The sequence below is a fragment of the Nocardia sp. NPDC127579 genome, from assembly GCF_042672005.1.
Taxonomy (GTDB): Bacteria; Actinomycetota; Actinomycetes; order Mycobacteriales; family Mycobacteriaceae; genus Nocardia.
This window is the reverse complement of the sequence record NZ_JBHXVZ010000004.1, coordinates 218,943-237,185: the sequence shown is the minus strand read 5'-3', so window position 1 is coordinate 237,185 and position 18,243 is coordinate 218,943. Positions and strand designations below refer to the sequence as shown.

Below are 18,243 nucleotides of genomic sequence, written 5' to 3'. Positions count from 1 at the left end.
GTGGGCTGCGAGAGGGTGCAGCGCCCACCGAGCCTAGCAGCGGACCGCGCCCGCCGATGCTCAGCGCTCGGCCAGCACCTCGCCGATATAGCGGGCCACCGCCGATACCGAGGCGATGGTGCCGGGATAGTCCATGCGGGTGGGCCCCAGCACGCCCATGCCGCCGAGCACCGCGCCCGAGGTGCCGTACCCGGTGGACACCACCGAGGTGGTGCGCATCTGCTCGACCTGGGTCTCCTCGCCGATCCGCACGGTGACGGTGCCCGGCTGCTGGGTGGCGGCCAGCAGCTTGAGTACGACCACCTGCTCCTCCAGCGCCTCGAGCACCTGCCGCAGCGAACCGGGCAGGCCGAAATCACCGGCGTTGCGGGTCAGATTGGCGGTGCCGCCGAGCACCAGGCGCTCCTCCGGATGCTCGACCAGCGTCTCCACCAGCACGGTCGACACCCGGATCAGCACGTCGCGTAATCGTGGCGGGGCGGTCTCGGGCAGTTCAGCGACGGCCGCGGACGCCATCGCCAGCCGCTTGCCGTCCATGGCGTTGCCGAGCAAGCCGCGCAGGGCGGCCATATCCTCGTCGTCGACCAGCGCGCCCAGCTCGACCAGGCGCTGATCGACGCGGCCGGTATCGGTGATCACCACCAGCAGCAGCCGGGCCGGATTGAGCGCCACCACCTCGATATGACGCACGGTCGACGCCGACACCGTCGGGTACTGGACGACGGCGACCTGTCTGGTCAGCTGGGCCAGCAGCCGCACGCCGCGGCGCAGGACATCGTCCAGGTCGACGCCGGATTCCAGGAACTCCATGATGGCCCGGCGTTCGGCGCCGGAGAGCGGCTTGACCTCGGAGATACGGTCGACGAATTGGCGGTAGCCCTTGTCGGTCGGGATGCGACCGGAACTGGTGTGCGGCTGGGTGATGTAGCCCTCGGCTTCCAGCACCGCCATGTCATTGCGGACAGTCGCGCTGGACACGCCCAGATTATGCCGCTCCACAAGGGTTTTCGACCCGATGGGCTCCTTCGTCGAGACATAGTCCGCGACGATGGCCCGCAGGACTTCGAAGCGCCGATCCTCGGTGCTCGACATCGCCCTACCTCCTCGCTGGTCTTCTTTGTCCAGTCTAATGACCCGTGTGCCCCCGGGAATGGGTGGCACACGAGCATTTCAATGATGACCGGCGCGAGCGCGGGCTAACTGGGTTCGAGACTCTTGGCGTGTTTGCCCGCGAGAGCATCCAGGCCGAGCATGGCCAGCAGCGACTGGCAGTCGTCGGCGTTGTGGGAATGACTGGCGACAGTACGCGCCGCGATGGCGCTCTGCCGGGCGTTCTCGGCCTTCTCGGCGGCCCGCGCCTCGGCGAACTCGTTCTGCTCGTGGACCAGTGTGATGTGTCGTGCCTCGGGCATTGGACTCCTTGGGGTTGCTCGGGAGCCTACGCGGGTCCGTCCCCCGGCGATAGTCGAACCCGCGCCGATCAGGCAAGACCGCGCAAACATGGGCAGCGGCCGTTGTGCGATCACACAGCGGGACCACGCCGAGATCACCACGGGGCGCGAGCGATTCGACGGCAACCGCGATCAGGTCAGCAGGTCGCGGACGACACCGTCGGCGAGCAGGCGGCCACGGTCGGTGAGCACCAGGCGATCGCCGGCCTGCCGCGCCAGACCGTCGGCGACGACGCGCTCGGCCGCCGCGCGGCCCGCGGCATCGAGGTCGGTCAACGGCAACCCGGAGCGCAGACGGACGGTCAGCATGACGCGTTCGGTGTAGCGCTCCTGCGCCGACAGGGCCTCCCACCCTGCTGCGGGCAGCCCACCCTGGGCGACGCGGTCGGCGTAGCGGGCCGGATGCTTGACGTTCCACCAGCGCACGCCGCCGACGTGGCTGTGCGCGCCGGGGCCCGCACCCAGCCAGTCGCCGCCGTCCCAGTAGCCGAGGTTGTGCCGGCAGCGCGCGGAATCGCCTGCCGCCCAATTGGATACCTCGTACCAGGACAGACCGGCGGCCCTGAGGCGGGAATCGATGCGCTCGTAGCGGGCGGCGAGCACGTCGTCGTCGGGAGCCGGAAGTTCGCCGCGGCGCACCTTGCGGGCCAGCGCGGTGCCGTCCTCCACGATCAGCGAGTAAGCCGAGACATGATCGACCCCGGCGTCCAGGACGGCGTCCAGGCTGGCGTCCAGATCGGCGTCACGTTCGCCCGGGGTGCCGTAGATGAGGTCCAGATTGACGTGCTCGAACCCGGCCGCGCGCGCCTCCTTGGCGGCGGCGACAGCGCGGCCCGGCGTGTGCGTGCGATCGAGCACCTGCAATACGTGCTGCGCGGCGGACTGCATGCCCAGCGAGATCCGGGTGAATCCGCCCGCGAGCAGCCGCTCGAAGAACTCCGGCGAGGTCGATTCGGGGTTCGACTCGGTGGTCACCTCGGCGTCGGCGGCGAGGGTGAATTCGGCGCGGACGGCGGCCAGCACCTCGGCCAGGCCGTCACCGCCGAGCAGTGACGGCGTACCGCCACCGACGAAAATCGTTGCGACCTCCGGCGTCTCGGTGGGCAGCTGCCCGAAGGCCGTGGCCGCGGCGGCCAGTTCACCACGCAGCGCCGCGAGCCAGGACTGCGGCGAGGCGGAGCTGCCCAGCTCACCGGCGGTGTAGGTGTTGAAGTCGCAGTACCCGCAGCGGGTGGCACAGAACGGGACATGGATATAGACGCCGAACGGGCCGCCCCCGAAGTCGTGCAGTGCGGGCGCGGTCGCTTCGGGGTCGGCGGAAGGACTCACCCCACCAGTGTGACCATCGCCCGCGAAACGGCTCGCACCCGCCCACGTGATCCACTTCATGCGGCGGCCGACGGCGCGACCGCGGTGATCTATGACGGCTGTCACATTGCGGCTCGGTCATGCTGGGGATTTCCCGCGAAATCGGGGGAAATATCGGACTCCGGGTCGGAACGACCCGTTTGACGTGGCACAATCAGTTTCATGCGCACCTCTGGAGTACGACTCGTGGCTCGTCGCCACGTCGACTTCAAGCGCGTTTGCAGTGCCTGTTGTCTGCCCGGTTCCCTCCGGTAGCAGAGCGGCGCGCATTCCCGGGTCTCCCCGGCACAGTCGAAATCGCATCGGTCCGCAAGCTACCGCGGGTTCGAGTCAGCCCCTCGTGCCCCCAGCCGATGCAGTCCCCACCCCAGGAGCACCCCTATGACGTCGACAACCGACGCCAGCGAACAGCCCAAGCCCGTAGCCCGGCGCGAGCGCACCGGAAAGCCCGTGCGCCGCAAGTCCGAGGGCCAGTGGGCGCTCGGCTACCGTGAGCCGCTCAACGCCAACGAGCAGTCCAAGAAGGATGACAACCCGCTCAATGTGCGCGCGCGCATCGAGAACATCTACTCGAAGCAGGGTTTCGACTCGATCGACAAGGCCGACCTGCGCGGCCGCATGCGCTGGTGGGGTCTCTACACCCAGCGCGAGCAGGGCTACGACGGCACCTACACCGGCGACGAGAACATCGACCTGCTCGAGGCCCCCTACTTCATGATGCGGGTGCGCTGCGACGGCGGCGCGTTGAACGCGCGCCAGCTGCGCACCCTCGGTGAGATCTCCACCGAGTTCGGCCGCGACACCGCCGACCTGTCCGACCGCGAGAACGTCCAGTACCACTGGATCGAGATCGAGAACGTGCCGGAGATCTGGCGACGGCTCGAAGAGGTCGGTTTGCAGACCACCGAGGCCTGTGGCGACTGCCCGCGCGTGGTGCTCGGCTCCCCGCTCGCGGGTGAATCCTTCGACGAGGTGCTCGACCCGACCCCCGCCATCGACGAGATCGTCCAGCGCTACATCGGCGACAAGAAGTACTCGAACCTGCCGCGCAAGTTCAAGACCGCCATCTCCGGTCAGCAGGACGTGGTGCACGAGATCAACGACGTCGCCTTCATCGGCGTCGAGCATCCCGAGCACGGTCCCGGCCTGGATGTCTGGGTCGGCGGCGGCCTGTCCACCAACCCGATGCTGGCCCAGCGCCTCGGCGCCTGGGTGCCGCTGGCGGAGGTGCCCGATGTGTGGGAGGCCGTCGTCGCGCTCTACCGCGACTACGGCTACCGGCGGCTGCGCACCAAGGCCCGGCTCAAGTTCCTGATCAAGGACTGGGGCATCGAGAAGTTCCGCGAGGTGCTGGAAACCGAGTACCTGAAGCGCAAGCTGATCGACGGTCCGGCACCGGAGCAGCCGTCGCGCCCGATCGACCACATCGGCGTCCAGAAGCTGCGCAACGGGCTCAACGCGGTCGGCTTCACCCCGATCGCCGGTCGTGTCTCCGGCACCATCCTGCAGCAGGTGGCCGACGCGATGGCCCGGGCCGGCTCGGACCGGGTCCGGTTCACCCCGTACCAGAAGCTGATCGTGCTCGACGTCGCCGACGACCGGATCGAGCAGCTGATCACCGATCTCGAACCGCTCGGCTTGCAGGCCCGCCCGTCGCATTGGCGGCGAAACCTGCTGGCGTGCAGCGGCATCGAATTCTGCAAGCTGTCGTTCGTGGAGACCCGCAAGCGGTCGCAGGTGCTCGCGCCCGAACTGGAACAGCGGCTGGCCGACATCAACGCCGACCTGGACGTGCCGATCACGATCAATATCAACGGCTGCCCCAACTCCTGCGGCCGATCCCAGATCGCCGACATCGGTTTCAAGGGACAACTGGTCGACGACGGCAACGGGAATCAGGTGGAGGGCTACCAGGTTCACCTCGGTGGCAGCCTCGGCCTCGACAGCGCCTTCGGCCGCAAGCTGCGCCAGCACAAGGTGACCAGCGACGAGCTCGGCGACTACATCGAACGGGTCGTGCGCAACTTCCTCAAGCACCGCGACGGTGCGGAGCGCTTCGCGCAGTGGGCGGTTCGCGCCGACGAGGCGGACCTTCGGTAGGAACGGGAGATCTCGACAATGACAACGAAACTCACGGCCAAGCTGTCCGAGGACGAGTTGCGGGCCATCGCCGAACAGGGCGCGGCCGAACTCGGCCCGGACGCCACGGCGGTGCAGCTGCTGGAATGGACCGAGCGGACCTTCGGTGACGGCTACATCGTCGCCTCCAATATGCAGGACGGGGTGCTGGTGCACCTGGCCGCGCAGATCCACTCCGGTGTCGATGTCCTGTTCCTGGACACCGGCTATCACTTCGCCGAGACCATCGGCACCCGGGACGCGGTGGAGGCCGTGTACGGGGTGAATGTGATCAATGTGCGCCCGGAGAACACTGTCGCCGAACAGGATCGACTGCTGGGCAAGGACCTGTTCGCCCGCGACGCCGCCGAGTGCTGCCGCCTGCGCAAGGTGGTGCCGCTACAGAAGTCGCTCGTGGGATACAACGCCTGGGTGACCGGCATCCGGCGGGTGGAAGCGCCCACCCGCGCGAACGCGCCGCTGATCTCCTACGACGAAGCCTTCGGCCTGGTGAAGATCAACCCGATCGCACCCTGGTCCGACGACGAGATGCAGGACTACATAAACACTCACGGCATCCTCGTCAATCCCCTGGTGGAAGAGGGATATCCGTCCATCGGCTGCGCTCCGTGCACACGGAAGCCGGAGCCGGGATCCGATCCGCGAAGCGGCCGTTGGGCCGGCCTCGCCAAGACCGAATGCGGGTTGCATCAGTCATGACCGAAACCATCAGTGAACGCGCGCTGGGCATCACGGATTTCGACACCCTCGCGGCGCTCGAGTCCGAGGCGATCCACATCTTCCGCGAGGTGGCAGGCGAATTCGAGCGGCCGGTGATCCTGTTCTCCGGCGGCAAGGACTCCACGGTGCTGCTGCATCTGGCGCTCAAGGCCTTCTGGCCCGCGCCGCTGCCGTTCGCGCTGCTGCACGTCGACACCGGGCACAACCTGCCCGAGGTGCTGGAGTTCCGGGACAAGGTGGTCGAGAAGTACGGTCTGCGCCTGCATGTCGCATCGGTGGAGGATTACCTCGCCGACGGCCGGCTCACCGAGCGCGCCGACGGCATCCGCAACCCGCTGCAGACCGTGCCGCTGCTGGACGCCATCACCGAACACCGTTTCGACGCGGTGTTCGGCGGTGGCCGCCGCGACGAGGAGCGCTCGCGCGCCAAGGAGCGGATCTTCTCGCTGCGCAACGCCTTCGGACAGTGGGATCCCAAGCGGCAGCGGCCCGAGCTGTGGAACCTCTACAACGGCCGCCACGCTCCCGGTGAGCACGTGCGGGTGTTCCCGCTGTCGAACTGGACCGAACTCGACATCTGGCGCTACATCGCCCGCGAGGACATCGATCTGGCCAGCATCTACTACGCGCACCAGCGCCCGGTCTACCAGCGCGACGGCATGTGGATGACGCCGGGCGTGTGGGGTGGGCCGCGCGAAGGCGAAGAGTTGCAAGAGCTTTCGGTGCGCTACCGCACCGTCGGCGACGGATCCACCACCGGCGCCATCCTTTCCGACGCCGCCGACAACCAGGCGATCCTCGCCGAGGTGGCCGCGTCCCGACTGACCGAGCGCGGAGCGACGCGTGGCGACGACCGCGTATCCGAGGCCGCCATGGAAGACCGCAAGAGAGAGGGCTACTTCTGATGGCCGACCTACTTCGCCTAGCCACCGCCGGTTCGGTCGACGATGGCAAGTCCACGCTGGTGGGGCGGTTGCTCTACGACACGAAATCGGTGCTCGCCGACCAGATCGACGCGGTCACTCGCGCCTCGGTCGACAAGGGTCTGGCCACGCCGGATCTGTCGCTGCTCGTCGACGGGCTGCGGGCCGAGCGGGAGCAGGGCATCACCATCGATGTCGCCTACCGCTACTTCGCCACCCCGAAGCGGTCGTTCGTGCTCGCCGATACGCCCGGGCACGTGCAGTACACCCGCAACACGGTCTCCGGCGCGTCCACGGCGCAGCTGGTGATCCTGCTGGTCGATGCCCGCAAGGGCGTCATCGAGCAGACCCGCCGCCATGCCGCGGTGCTCGCACTGCTCGGCGTGCCGAAGCTGGTGCTCGCGGTCAACAAGATCGACCTGGTCGACGACCCTGCGACAGTGTTCGCTGACATCTCCGCCGAATTCAACACGCTCACCAAGACTCTCGGCTGGGCGGCCGAGGACGTGGTGGAGATCCCGGTGTCGGCGCTGCACGGCGACAATATCGCCTCCCGCTCGGACAACACCCCGTACTACGACGGGCCCTCGCTGATCGAGCACCTGGAATCGGTGCCGGTCGATGCCGACAACACCGCGCTCGGGCTGCGGTTCCCGGTGCAGTACGTGATCCGCCCGCGCACCGCCGACTACCCGGACTACCGGGGTTACGCGGGGCAGATCGCGGCCGGTTCGGTGTCGCCCGGCGACGAGATCGTGGTGCTGCCCAGCGGGATTCGCACCACCGTCGAGCGCGTCGACACCCCCGATGGTGAGCTCGCGGTCGCGCAGGCCGGGCGCAGCGTCACGCTGCTGCTGGCCGACGAGGTCGACATCTCGCGCGGCGACATCATCGCCTCGGTCGCCGACGCGCCGGAGCCGATCGACAGTTTCGACGCCACCGTCTGCTGGCTGGGCGACAAGCCGCTGCGTCCCGGCGCGCGGCTGCTGCTCAAGCACGGCACCCGCACCACCCAGGCGATCGTGGGCGCGCTCGTGGAGCGCTTCGACGAGCAGAACCTGACCGCGGTGCCGAACCCGGAAACGCTGGAGCTCAACGACATCGGACGCATCTCGGTGCGGGTCGCCGAGCCGATCGCGGCCGATGACTATCGCGCCAACCGGCACACCGGCAGCTTCCTGCTGATCGATCCCGCGGGCGGCAATACGCTCGGCGCGGGCCTGGTCGGGGATGTGCTGACCGCTGTCGAGGTCGGCGCGCCCGCCTGATGTTCGGTTCCCCGCCCGTGCTGATCGCGGTTGCCCACGGCAGCCGCGATCCGCGGTCGGCCGCCACCATGGCGGCGGTGATCGCCCGGATCGCCGCCGCCCGGCCGGATCTCGACGTCCGGCTCGCCTTCCTCGATCTGAGCGCACCCTCGGTGGAGCAGGTCGTGGATGCTGTTGCCGCCCAGGGACATACGCATGCCGTAGTGGCACCGCTGTTGCTGGGCAGCGCTTTTCACGCCCGGGTCGATCTGCCCGGGCTGCTGGATGCCGCGCGGGCGCGGCATCCGCGGTTGCGGCTCACCCAGGCCGACGTGCTCGGCCCGGACGCCCGGCTGGTCGGCGCGCTTCGCGACCGGGTTCTCGAAGTTGTTCCGAATGCCCTGCGCCCCAGCGTTTCCCGCCGCCTCGGCGTGGCGGTGGCGGCCGTCGGGTCCTCCTCCCCCGCCGCCAATGCCCGCACCACCGGGGTGGCTCGTGCGCTCGCCGCACTGACCGGATGGCAGACCGAGATCTGCTTCGCCACCGCCGAACCCACGGTTACCGCGGCCGTCGCGAATCTGCGCGCCCGTGGTGCGGATGAAGTCCTGATCGCCCCCTGGTTCCTCGCGCCCGGCCTGCTCACCGACCGCCTGATCGCCACAGCCCCCACCCTGCGCCACTCGGCCGTGATCGGCCCGCACCCGGCCCTCACCGCCATCACCCTGGACCGCTACGCCGACGCCCAGATCCCGCTGGCCCGCACCGCCTGAACCACTTTCGGCCGCCGACCGCGTGCCGGGCTCGTCATTTGTGCTGGATCGTTCAGCGCCATCGGCCCCGCGCCACCGCCTGGAGCTGCGGCGCGTGGCGGCGTTTCGACGATGCTGTCAGGCGTTGAGGAGGCGGTCGGTGATGGCGCGGGCCAAGGTGACCTTGGTGTCGTCGCCGATTTGGCGGGCGGTGTTGGCGGCGCTGACGACGGCGTCGAGTTCGAAGACGAGCATGTCCGGGTCCACGCCCGGGAGTTCGCCCTGCGCTTGGGCTTTGCGGATCTCCTCGGCCAGGAAGGCGAGCCAGGCGCTATGGTCCGCGACGAGGGCGTCGCGGACCGGGCCCGGCTTGCTGTCGAATTCGGTGAGCGCCGCGGTGCGGAAGCAACCGCCCGGGAAGAACGGCTCGGTGATGTGCGCGAACCAGCGGTCGATCAGGGCGCGAACGCGCGGCAGCCCGCGCGGCTCGTTCAGGCTGGGCGTGATGATCTCGGTGACGAAGGCGTCGCGGCCCGCCTTCACGGCCGCCAGCTGTAGCGATTCCTTGCTGCCGAACAGCGTGGCGATCCCGCTCTTGCTGATCCCGAGATCGGTGGCCAGCCGGCCGATGGTGACCCCGTTCAAGCCTTCCACCGACGCGACGTCGGCGGCGTGCCGGGCGATCGAGGCCCGGGACCGCGCGCCCTTGGCCAGCCGCTGATCCGAGGTCGCGGGTTCATTCATGTCCGCCATTCTTCCACTTCGGTCTTGCAAAGACGAACGGTCGGTCGTATTTTTATTGGACGAACGATCGTGCGTTTTGTTTCGCCAACTCGAAGGATCCCCTCATGACCGAAGTGTCCGTGCGGCCCGGCACCCCGCCGACCGCGCGCGCCGCCACCGGCACCCTGCTGATCGCCTGCGGCGCCGGATTCATCGCCTTCCTCGACCTGTCCGTGGTCAATATCGCCTTCCCCGCCATCGCCCGCACCTATCCCGAAACCGCCGCCAGCACACTCACCTGGGTGGTCAGCGGATACGCCGTCGCCTACGCCGCGTTGCTCACCCCCGCGGGCCGTCTTGCCGACGCGCTGGGCCGACGGCGCGTATTCCTGCTCGCGCTGGCCGGTTTCGCGCTCACCTCGCTGCTGTGCGCGCTCGCGCCCACCGCGGGCTGGCTGATCGCCGGTCGGCTGGCGCAGGGTGCGACGGGCGCGCTCATGGTGCCCACCGGCCTCGGCCTGGTCCTCGCCGTCACCGCGCGCGAGAAGATCGGCGCCGCGATCGCCGCCTGGTCCGCGGCAGGCGGATTCGCCGCGGTAGTCGGCCCGGCGGTCGGCGGCGCACTGATCGAGGTATTCGACTGGCGGGCGGTCTTCTTCATCAATGTGCCGGTGGCGCTGGGCCTGATCCTGGCCGGACTGCGAATCATCGTGCCGGACACCGCGATCGCCGATCGGGCGCTGCCCGACCCGATCGGCACCGCCGCCGTGGCACTCGGGCTCGGCGGCGTGGTCGCCGGAGTCACCGAGGGCACCCGCTGGGGCTGGACCGCTCCGGCCACCCTCGCGTGCCTGGTCGTCGGCGTCGTCCTGCTGGGCATCGCGATGATTCGCGCACGCGCACACCGCAACCCGGCGATCGCGGTCGACCTGTGGCGCAGCCGCCCCTACGCGCTGGCCAACGCGGGCTCGTTCGTCTTCGGGGCGGCCATGTTTGCCTGGCTGCTCGCGGGACCACTGTTCCTGGACGCGATCTGGGGCTATTCGGTCCTGGCCGCGGCGGGCGCCCTGACCGTGGGCGCGGTGTCGTCGATGGTCACCGCCACCCTGGCGGGCCGGGCCACTACGGAGCGCGCCCGACGCGCGGTGGGTGTGCTCGGTGCGGCACTGTTCGTCGCCGCCCTGGCGTGGATGAGCACCGACGCTTTCGGTCCCGAACCCGCCCTGTGGACGGCGTGGGTGCCCGCGGGCCTGCTCGGCGGGGGCGGTGTCGGCATCGTGGTCACCGTGCTCGGCACCGCGGCCGCGAATGCCACACCGCCGCACCAGTTCGCCGCGGGCATCGGCATGAATCTCACCGCCCGGCAGGTCGGCGGCGCGCTGGGCGTGGCGATACTGGCCGCGATCTTCGCCGGCCACCCGGGCGAGCCGCTCGCGGCCTTCCACACCCTGTTCGCCGTCTGCGCGGGCATCACCGTGCTCGCCGCACTCGTCCTCGCCGTCCCCGCTTCGAAGGAGAACCGCTGATGCACAACACCATTCGCACCGAAGCCGACGATCCCCTGGTCCTGTCCGCACCCGAGGCACAGCAGCGCCTGGCCGGCGCGCCATGGCAGCGTTTCGCCGTGCTCGGCGACTCGATCGCCCGGGGCGTCGGGGATCCGAGCCCGGGCTACGGCACGCGCGGCTGGGCCGACCGCCTCGCCGGGCACCTGACGGCCGTCAATCCCGCGCTGGCCTACCTGAACACCGCCGCTGTCGGCGCGACCAGTACGCAGGTGCTGACCGAGCAGCTGCCCCGCATCCTGGATTTCGAGCCGGACCTGGTCCATCTCAGCTGCGGCGGCAACGACCTGTTCCACCCCGGCGGCGATCCGGACGAGCTGCGGGCCAATCTGGACACCCTGTTCGACGCGGTGAGCGCGACCGGCGCCCAGGTCACCACGTTCACCGTCGCCGACGTCTGGACGGTCGAACGCCTGGCACCCATGCGCCCGATGCGACCCCGCATGGCCCAGCTCAACGACATCATCCGCACCGTAGCGGACCGTCACGGCGCGCTGCTGGTCGAGTTCTGGGACCATCCGCTGCGCCTGCGCGAGAACCTGATGAGCGCCGACCTGATCCACTTCACCACCAGCGGCCACGCCGTGGTGGCGACCGAAATGGTTCGCGCCCTGAGTGATCGGATCCCAGCCCACCGGTGACCTGCGCCGGGCCGCGACCGGAAGGTCCCGAACCGTCTGCGGCCCGGTCGGTTCGGCGACCGCAGCATTCGCCGAACCGCGGGACGGACCGCACCCGGGCGATCGATCCGGGTGCGGTCGGTGTGCTGCACGTCATCGGCACCGTGCACCACGTGGTCCCGGCGATCGAGCAGTTCGAAAGATCTGATCGCCCGCCGGCTCAGAGCCCTTCGGGGTGACTGGAAAGCCAGTCCGCGTGCCGATTCCTGAGCAGGTCCCGTTCCGCCCTGGTCGGCAGCAGGACGTCCGCGCCGCCGTCATAGGGATGGTGGATGCGCCGCAGTTCCGAATCCGCGACCATGACGCCCGCGGTGGCATCGTCGGCGACCGCGCGGAGCAGATCGTCGATCACACCGATTCGCCACGAGATCCGGCTCACGAACAGGTGGGTGTAGTAGGGGTCGTCCTCCGCCGGATCCGCGCAGACCGAGGTCCAGTGCTCCGCGCCCGGATGCCATTCGATGTGTTCCGCGGGCCGCGCACCCGGTTCCGGCCGGTCGGACCAATCACAGGTGACGAGATAGACCTCTTGCCCCGTGAACAATTCGTCGAGAACGGTGTTGTACCGGCCGAGCAACACGCCGTACTCCGCAGCCGAGTCCGCATAACGTTTCGACTCCGGCAAGCTGTGAAACCGTACCCACCGGTCCGGAAAGACCCGCTTCAACGCATCGGCCTCAGGGGGACACAGTGGCCATCGTCGGTCCCAGAGTTCCAACAGCGCAGCGTGATCCATACGATCACACTATCGGCCGGACGAAATCCCCTCGCACCGCACATAGGGCGACCCGTTACCCGAATCCGCACCGCACTCGACTATCGAGAACCGTTCGGACTCAACCGGTTGCGGTCGGTTCGTGGCCACACCAGCGCCGAGCGTCAGGTGCCGACTACCGAACTGATCGCCGGCGGCACGGCCGAGCCCGGTCGATCCGAGTAACGCTGTACCAGTTCGTGGCCGAGCCGGAGAAGTTCGGCGCGGACCGGCTCGGGGCCGAGAACTTCGATGTCGGGGGCCCAGCCGGCGAGCTGGCGGGCCACCATGTTCGGGGTGGGGGCAGTGACGCGGACCTGGACGCGGCCGTCGGGGACGGGGCCGTCGACTTCGCAGTGGCGGCCCTGCTGGTGCTGGAGGACGGGGAGCAGCTCGGCGGAGATCAGGACGGTGGCCGCGGTGGCTGCCCGGCGCTGCTCCATCTCCCCCACCACCGCGTCCCAGGCGGCCGAGAGGTCGAAATCGGCTGGACGGTCGAAGGTTTCGTCGGTGAGCTGCGCGGCGGCGATGCGGTCGACCCGGAAGGTGCGCTTGCCGCGCTCGGTACCCGCGATCAGATACCAGACCGCGTCCTTGTCGATCAGGCCCCACGGGTCGGCCAGGCGCTGGGTGCGCTGCCCCGAGCGCTCGTAATCGATACGCACCCTTCGTCTTTCGACCACCGCCTGCTGAAGCAGGGTGACCGTTGCGGGCCGGGTGCGGTCATGCTGACCCCAGCGCGCCGGATCGATCACCACCGCGTCGGCGGCCGCTTGGGCCTCGCCCCGGAAGGTCTGCGGCAGCGCGCGCACCAGCTTGCGCAGCGCCGACTTCACCTCCGGTTCCCCGCCAGTCGCCGAACCCGTCAGCAGGAACAGCGCCCGCGCTTCCGGCGCGGTCAAACCGCTCAGATCGGTGCGCGCCCCGCCGACCAGCTGCCAGCCGCCGCCGCGCCCCGGCTGCGGATAGACCGGGACGCCCGCGGTCGACAGCGCCTCGAGATCACGGCGCGCGGTCGCGACCGATACCTCCAGCTCCTCGGCGATCTCCGCGGCCGTCACCCGGCCCCGGGTCTGCATCAACAACAGGGTCGCCACCAACCGGTCTGCTCGCATGGAGAAATTCTCCCTCTAAAAGTGCTCATTCGGTGCGTACTTTACGCGCGATGCTGAACGCACAACCTGATCGACGCCGACAACCGAGGAGACAGACATGCTGCGCGGAATGGCCACCACCACCTACTACGCCGACGATCTCGAAGCCGCCAAGGACTGGTATGCCGAATTCCTCGGCGTACAGCCGTACTTCCATGTGCCGAACGGCTACTACGAGTTCCGCATCGGCGACTACCAGCACGAGCTCGGCATCATCAACCGCGCTTACGCACCGGCCGGGGCGCGCAATCAGCCCGGCGGCGGCGGATTCGTGAACTGGCACGTAGACGATCTCGAAGCGACCTTCGCGCGGCTGCTCGCGATGGGCGCGAAGGAGTACGAACCGATCACCCCGCGCGGCGAGGGCACCGGGTTCGTGACCGCCGCGGTGATCGACCCGTTCGGCAATATCGTCGGCATCATGTCCAACCCGCACTACCTCGACGTGCTCGGCCGCACCGGCGGCGCCTGATCAGGCGCGGAACCAGCGCTCGAGTACCTGCGCGACCCCGTCGTCGGCGACGTCCGCGGTGATCTCGTCGGCGAGGTCGCGGATCTCGTCGACGGCATTGCCCATGGCCACGGAATGGGCGGCCCAGGTGAGCATTTCGCGATCGTTGTGGCCGTCACCGATGGCCAGGGTGCGCTCGCGCGGTACACCGAGGGCGATCCGGAGTCGTTCCAGCGCCCAACCTTTGGAGACGCCCCGGCGCGACACCGTGAGCCAGGGCCCGAATTCGCCGTGCACCCAACTGGCCTCGGGCACCTCCAGCCGTGCCAGCAGCCGCAGCATCTCCTCCTGCGAGCCGGTGGGCCACCACCCGTTCAAACGGGGAGTGGGCTCGCTGCTGAGCGCGCCGTGATCGACGAGCAGATATTCTCCGATCGAGAATTCACCGGGACTCAGACCGGTCGCCCAGGTGCCGACGCCCACTTTCTCCACCGCGAAGATCATCTCCGGGAACAGCGCGCGCAAGGCCCGCACGGCCGGCGCCGGATCGAAGGCCTGCACCGCCAGCGGCACGTCCTGCGCAATATCGATGTGCACGGCACCGTTGGAGCACAGCGCGTGGCCGTCGATGAGACCCAGTTCGGCCAGCACCGGGCGGGTGGTGAGCAGGGTGCGCCCGGTGGTGACGACCACGTGCGCGCCCGCGGCGACCGCGGCACGCACCGCCTCGACCACTCGCGCACTGATCGCCGACCCGGATTCCAGCAGGGTGCCGTCCACATCCAGCGCGATCAGCTGCGGACCGCCCCCTAGAGCTACCACCAGCCCATTGTGCATCGGCGACCGCGTTCCGTCACCCGAATGATCTACGGCCGTATTCCAGGTACCGGCCATAACTTTCGTCGACAGTCCGCACGATGAAGAACTCGCGGCGAACGCCTTCCGAGTGCGGACCTACCTGTCGGAGCCGCCGTCGCCGCCGGAGCTGTCCGAGCCGCCGGATTTGTCGCCGGATGAAGAGGAGCCCTTGGAGGAACTACTCGACGAGGAGCTATTGCTCGACGAGCTGCTGCTCGACGAGCTGTTACTCGACGAGTTGCTGCTCGACGAGTTGCTGCTCGATGAGCTGTTACTCGACGAGCTGCTGCTCGACGAGCTGCTGCTCGACGAGGAACTGTTGCTCGAGGAGGTCCCATTGCCGGAGCTGTCGCTGGAGTTGCTCGAGCTGGAGGAATTATGGTTCGCACCACCGGAATTCGAGGTACCGGTGCCGGGCTCGGCGGCGTTCGAGGAAGTCCCGTTGGAGGCACCGGTATCGGACGGGGTGCCGACGCTCGGCGCGGAAGGGCTGGAATCGGGCGGGGTATCCGTACCGACGCTCGGTGCGGAGGCGCTGGAATCGGGCGGGGTGTAGCCGCCGGTGCCGGTCGCCGGACTGCTGGGCGACGCCGGGGCCTGATAGGCGGGCGGCGAAACCTCGGGAACCACCGGTGGATTCACCGCGGGAGCCGGGGAGTCGGGCAGCGACACACTCGGTACCGACGGCGCGGACGGCACCGGATAGTCCGGCAGGCTGACACTCGGAATCGGATCGGTCGCGGGCAGCTCGACGGACGGAACCGACGGTGCCGGACCAGGGTTCGGCGCGGGCGCTGGATTCGCCACGGGCCCCGGGGCTGGATTCGGCGCGGGATTCACCGCGGGTCTCGAACGTTCGAACGGCAGCGGATTGGTGAACCGGGCCGGGTTCGCGTACAGCGTCCCCGTGCCGCAGCAATCCTGTTGCCGCTCCAGCCGGGAGCGCGAGGATTCGGCCATGGTCGGCCCCTGCGGCCGCTCCGCACGCGGGATCGATCGCTCCCACGGCCCGGCGGGCAGACTCGCGGAATGCCCGACCAGCGTCGCCGTCAGCGCGCGCCGCGGTAGCCCCGCCGCGAGTCTCAGGTCGGCCAGCACGTCCCCGCTCGGGTCGTAGAGCAGTACATCGCTGGAGGGACCGATCTCCGGGAAGTGATCGAGAATCGTCGACAGATCGGGATCCACGCCGCCGCCGAACACCGTGGCGGCCGACATCGCCAGCGCCGAAGCCACTGCGGCGCTGGAGAATACGGCGACCCGCGGCGGATGGTGCGGGCCCTCCGCGGGCGCGAAGACCCGGGCAGCGAATCGGGCCGCACCCGCGGCCACCACCTGACCGGGATCCACCGAGGTCACCACCGGGCGGCCCAGTTCGGCCAGGGTGGCCGCCACTTCCCTGGGCCGCGCCGCTCCGCCCACGACCAGGATCCGGTCGATATCGGACAGTGTGCGGCCGCTGGCGCGGACACAGTGGCGCACCAGGTCGAAGGATTTGCGAATGTGGGCGGTGCGCAGCCCGTCGATGTCGTTGATGGACATCGAGGAGGTCAACCCGTCCGGTGCGCTGCCGCGCGCACAGCGGGCGATCCGCGCGCCGAGCGGTCGGCCGCCGAATTCGTAGGAGCGCAAGGGCTTTCCGATGACGGGATGGTTCTCCCAGTCGGGGCCGACCCGGACCACCGACACATCCAGACTGTTGCCGCCGAGATCGTAGACCAGGACGAAGCCGGGTTCGGCGGGCCCGTGCTCGGATTCCAGCCATTCGGCGGCGGCCACGGGTTCGGGGATCAAAACGACGTCTCGGGCGCCGGCCAAGTCCAGCGCCTGGCGTAATAGCGCCACCTGCTTATCGGTGTAGACCGCCGGATAGGTGGCCACGGCTCCGGCGGGATCGTACTCGGCAGCGTCGAGCAGGCCGTTGACCACGGCCGCGACCAGGTTCGCGGGCGAGAACAGCCGCCCGCCGACAACGACGGCGTCCGGATCGCGGGCCAGATCCGCGAAATCGGTGATGGCCGTGCTGAATTGCTGCACGCCGCCGACCCGGGCCACGCCGAGCCCGTCGAAGGTCACCGCCGTGCGGCGCGTACGCACCGCGGGGCGCGGTCGCGCGCCGGTCATCGCGGCGGATACGGAGTTCACTGAACCGATGCTGAAACCCAGCACTGTAGTCATTCGCTATCCCGTCAACGCACCGTGACCACGTCCAGCACACAGTCGAGCCATGTGGCCGCGGTCGTCTTCCAAACAGCTCCCACAGGTTAACTGGTGACCCGTCGTTTCGGAATCCGAATCGGTATGAAACGTTTGGGTTCCGGCCACTTTTGACCATATGTCCAGGTAGATCGGGCGCGGAAAAACAGTCCAGTCCCCTGTACAAGCCGGAATTCGCCTGGCGCGCACTCGATTCCGCTATTACTCAGCGATCGAAACATCGCGGCCGGTCGGATTGGAAAACGTCCTCCGGCAACTGCCCGGACAACCCGGGCATCGCACACCGACTAGTCGGTAACCAGTACATAGCCGACACAGCCCGGCCAAATACATGACACGTCAAATGTGGCGACCGAAACCCGCCAGCATCAGCTTCGCCGAGGCAGTTGACTGAGAACAGCGACGCGCTCAACCGAGCCGTAATCGCAAGCTAGAGAAGGGATAGTCGAACATGTCCACACGGTTCGCGAACAAGGTCGTGCTCATCACCGGCGCCAGCTCGGGCGTCGGCAAGGCCGTCGCCCAGCGGGTGGCGGCCGAGGGCGCGGCAGTGGTGCTGGGCGCCCGTGGGAAGGACGCGGGCGAGCAGGTGGCCGCCGAGATCCGGGCCGCCGGCGGGCGGGCGCTGTTCGTGCCCACCGATGTCACCGTCGAAGCCGAGGTGGCCGCCCTCACGCAGGCGGCGCTGACCGAATTCGGCCGCCTGGACGCGGCATTCAACAACGCCGGGGCGGTCCTGGCCTACGGCCCGGTGTCCGAGGCCGTCGAAGGCGGTGTCGCGGAACAGGACTGGCGCGCCGATCTGGAACTCAACCTCACCAGCGTGTTCTTCGGTCTGCGGCACCAGGTTCCGGCGATTCTCGCCTCCGGCGGCGGGGCCATCCTGAACAACGCCTCCAACCTGGGCGTGGTCGGAATGGGTTCGGTGGCACCGTATGTCGCCGCCAAGCACGGCGTGGTGGGGCTGACCAAGGCGGTCGCGCTGGAGAACGCCGAGCTGGGTGTACGGGTGAACGCGATCGCCTCGGGCGCGGTCGACACCCCCGCCTTCCGGGCGTCGATGGGTGCGACACCCGAAGGTGAGGCGATGATCGCGGCGATGCACCCGATGGGGCGGATCAGTCAGCCCGACGAGATCGCGGCGTTCTGCGCGTACCTGCTCAGTGACGAGGCGAGTTTCATCACCGGGGCGGCTCTGTCGATCGATGGCGGATTCACCAGCCGCTGACCATCTTTCGCGCCCCTGA

At 68.9% G+C, this 18,243-nt stretch carries 18 protein-coding genes; 10 read left to right on the top strand and 8 right to left on the bottom strand.

The window, feature by feature from the left end; translation table 11 throughout:
* Positions 1-60 precede the first annotated feature (60 nt).
* From hrcA to hemW, 3 genes are all read right to left on the bottom strand, one after another.
* A complete protein-coding gene (gene hrcA, locus ACFVMC_RS16355; RefSeq protein ID WP_379210990.1) occupies positions 61-1,092 on the bottom strand; it encodes a heat-inducible transcriptional repressor HrcA in 1,032 nt (343 codons plus the stop codon).
* A 104-nt stretch (positions 1,093-1,196) separates the two neighbouring features.
* A complete protein-coding gene (locus ACFVMC_RS16350) occupies positions 1,197-1,412 on the bottom strand; it encodes a hypothetical protein (protein ID WP_379210989.1) in 216 nt (71 codons plus the stop codon).
* Between the two features lie 171 nt (positions 1,413-1,583).
* A complete protein-coding gene (hemW, locus tag ACFVMC_RS16345) occupies positions 1,584-2,840 on the bottom strand; it encodes a radical SAM family heme chaperone HemW (protein WP_379210987.1) in 1,257 nt (418 codons plus the stop codon).
* A 141-nt stretch (positions 2,841-2,981) separates the two neighbouring features.
* Here hemW and ACFVMC_RS16340 point away from each other — a divergent pair, with 141 nt between their 5' ends.
* From ACFVMC_RS16340 to ACFVMC_RS16315, 6 genes are all read left to right on the top strand, one after another.
* Positions 2,982-3,074 (top strand): Ms4527A family Cys-rich leader peptide, encoded by a 93-nt coding sequence (locus tag ACFVMC_RS16340; protein WP_379210985.1) that lies wholly within the window; start codon positions 2,982-2,984, stop codon positions 3,072-3,074.
* Positions 3,075-3,200: 126 nt separating this feature from the next.
* Positions 3,201-4,919 (top strand): nitrite/sulfite reductase, encoded by a 1,719-nt coding sequence (locus ACFVMC_RS16335; RefSeq protein ID WP_379210983.1) that lies wholly within the window; start codon positions 3,201-3,203, stop codon positions 4,917-4,919.
* A gap of 18 nt (positions 4,920-4,937) precedes the next feature.
* Positions 4,938-5,657 carry a phosphoadenylyl-sulfate reductase gene (locus tag ACFVMC_RS16330; RefSeq protein ID WP_379210981.1) on the top strand — a complete coding sequence of 240 codons (720 nt, stop codon included), beginning with the start codon at positions 4,938-4,940 and terminating at the stop codon, positions 5,655-5,657.
* Positions 5,636-6,583: a sulfate adenylyltransferase subunit CysD gene (gene cysD / locus ACFVMC_RS16325; protein WP_379210979.1), complete on the top strand. Its 948-nt coding sequence runs from the start codon at positions 5,636-5,638 to the stop codon at positions 6,581-6,583. The genes ACFVMC_RS16330 and cysD overlap by 22 nt, the downstream gene beginning before the upstream one ends.
* On the top strand, positions 6,583-7,869 hold the full coding sequence (locus ACFVMC_RS16320; protein ID WP_379210977.1) for a sulfate adenylyltransferase subunit 1: 1,287 nt from the start codon (positions 6,583-6,585) through the stop codon (positions 7,867-7,869). The genes cysD and ACFVMC_RS16320 overlap by 1 nt, the downstream gene beginning before the upstream one ends.
* On the top strand, positions 7,869-8,618 hold the full coding sequence (locus ACFVMC_RS16315) for a sirohydrochlorin chelatase (protein WP_379210975.1): 750 nt from the start codon (positions 7,869-7,871) through the stop codon (positions 8,616-8,618). The genes ACFVMC_RS16320 and ACFVMC_RS16315 overlap by 1 nt, the downstream gene beginning before the upstream one ends.
* A gap of 117 nt (positions 8,619-8,735) precedes the next feature.
* Here ACFVMC_RS16315 and ACFVMC_RS16310 read toward each other — a convergent pair whose 3' ends face one another.
* The gene (locus ACFVMC_RS16310; RefSeq protein ID WP_379210973.1) at positions 8,736-9,341 is read right to left on the bottom strand and encodes a TetR/AcrR family transcriptional regulator; all 606 of its coding nucleotides are present in this window, start codon (positions 9,339-9,341) and stop codon (positions 8,736-8,738) included.
* A 104-nt stretch (positions 9,342-9,445) separates the two neighbouring features.
* Between ACFVMC_RS16310 and ACFVMC_RS16305 the strand changes: the two genes are divergently transcribed.
* Positions 9,446-10,846, top strand: coding sequence for an MFS transporter (locus tag ACFVMC_RS16305; RefSeq protein ID WP_379210971.1), 1,401 nt, complete (start codon positions 9,446-9,448; stop codon positions 10,844-10,846).
* Positions 10,846-11,526 carry an SGNH/GDSL hydrolase family protein gene (locus ACFVMC_RS16300; protein WP_379210969.1) on the top strand — a complete coding sequence of 227 codons (681 nt, stop codon included), beginning with the start codon at positions 10,846-10,848 and terminating at the stop codon, positions 11,524-11,526. Before ACFVMC_RS16305 ends, ACFVMC_RS16300 begins: the two co-directional genes overlap by 1 nt.
* A gap of 199 nt (positions 11,527-11,725) precedes the next feature.
* Here ACFVMC_RS16300 and ACFVMC_RS16295 read toward each other — a convergent pair whose 3' ends face one another.
* Positions 11,726-12,190 carry a hypothetical protein gene (locus tag ACFVMC_RS16295; RefSeq protein ID WP_379210967.1) on the bottom strand — a complete coding sequence of 155 codons (465 nt, stop codon included), beginning with the start codon at positions 12,188-12,190 and terminating at the stop codon, positions 11,726-11,728.
* Positions 12,191-12,444: 254 nt separating this feature from the next.
* On the bottom strand, positions 12,445-13,434 hold the full coding sequence (locus tag ACFVMC_RS16290) for a helix-turn-helix transcriptional regulator (protein WP_379210965.1): 990 nt from the start codon (positions 13,432-13,434) through the stop codon (positions 12,445-12,447).
* Positions 13,435-13,531: 97 nt separating this feature from the next.
* On the opposite strand from ACFVMC_RS16290, the gene ACFVMC_RS16285 reads away from it, so the two are divergent.
* Positions 13,532-13,945, top strand: a complete 414-nt coding sequence (locus ACFVMC_RS16285; RefSeq protein WP_379210964.1) for a VOC family protein — start codon at positions 13,532-13,534, stop codon at positions 13,943-13,945.
* Here the strand turns inward: ACFVMC_RS16285 and ACFVMC_RS16280 are convergent, their stop codons facing one another.
* Positions 13,946-14,746 carry an HAD hydrolase family protein gene (locus tag ACFVMC_RS16280; protein ID WP_379210962.1) on the bottom strand — a complete coding sequence of 267 codons (801 nt, stop codon included), beginning with the start codon at positions 14,744-14,746 and terminating at the stop codon, positions 13,946-13,948.
* A gap of 132 nt (positions 14,747-14,878) precedes the next feature.
* Positions 14,879-16,924 carry an Hsp70 family protein gene (locus ACFVMC_RS16275; protein ID WP_379210960.1) on the bottom strand — a complete coding sequence of 682 codons (2,046 nt, stop codon included), beginning with the start codon at positions 16,922-16,924 and terminating at the stop codon, positions 14,879-14,881.
* A 523-nt stretch (positions 16,925-17,447) separates the two neighbouring features.
* Between ACFVMC_RS16275 and ACFVMC_RS16270 the strand changes: the two genes are divergently transcribed.
* Complete coding sequence (locus tag ACFVMC_RS16270; protein WP_379210958.1) at positions 17,448-18,224, top strand: SDR family NAD(P)-dependent oxidoreductase; 777 nt, start codon at positions 17,448-17,450, stop codon at positions 18,222-18,224.
* Positions 18,225-18,243 lie beyond the last annotated feature (19 nt).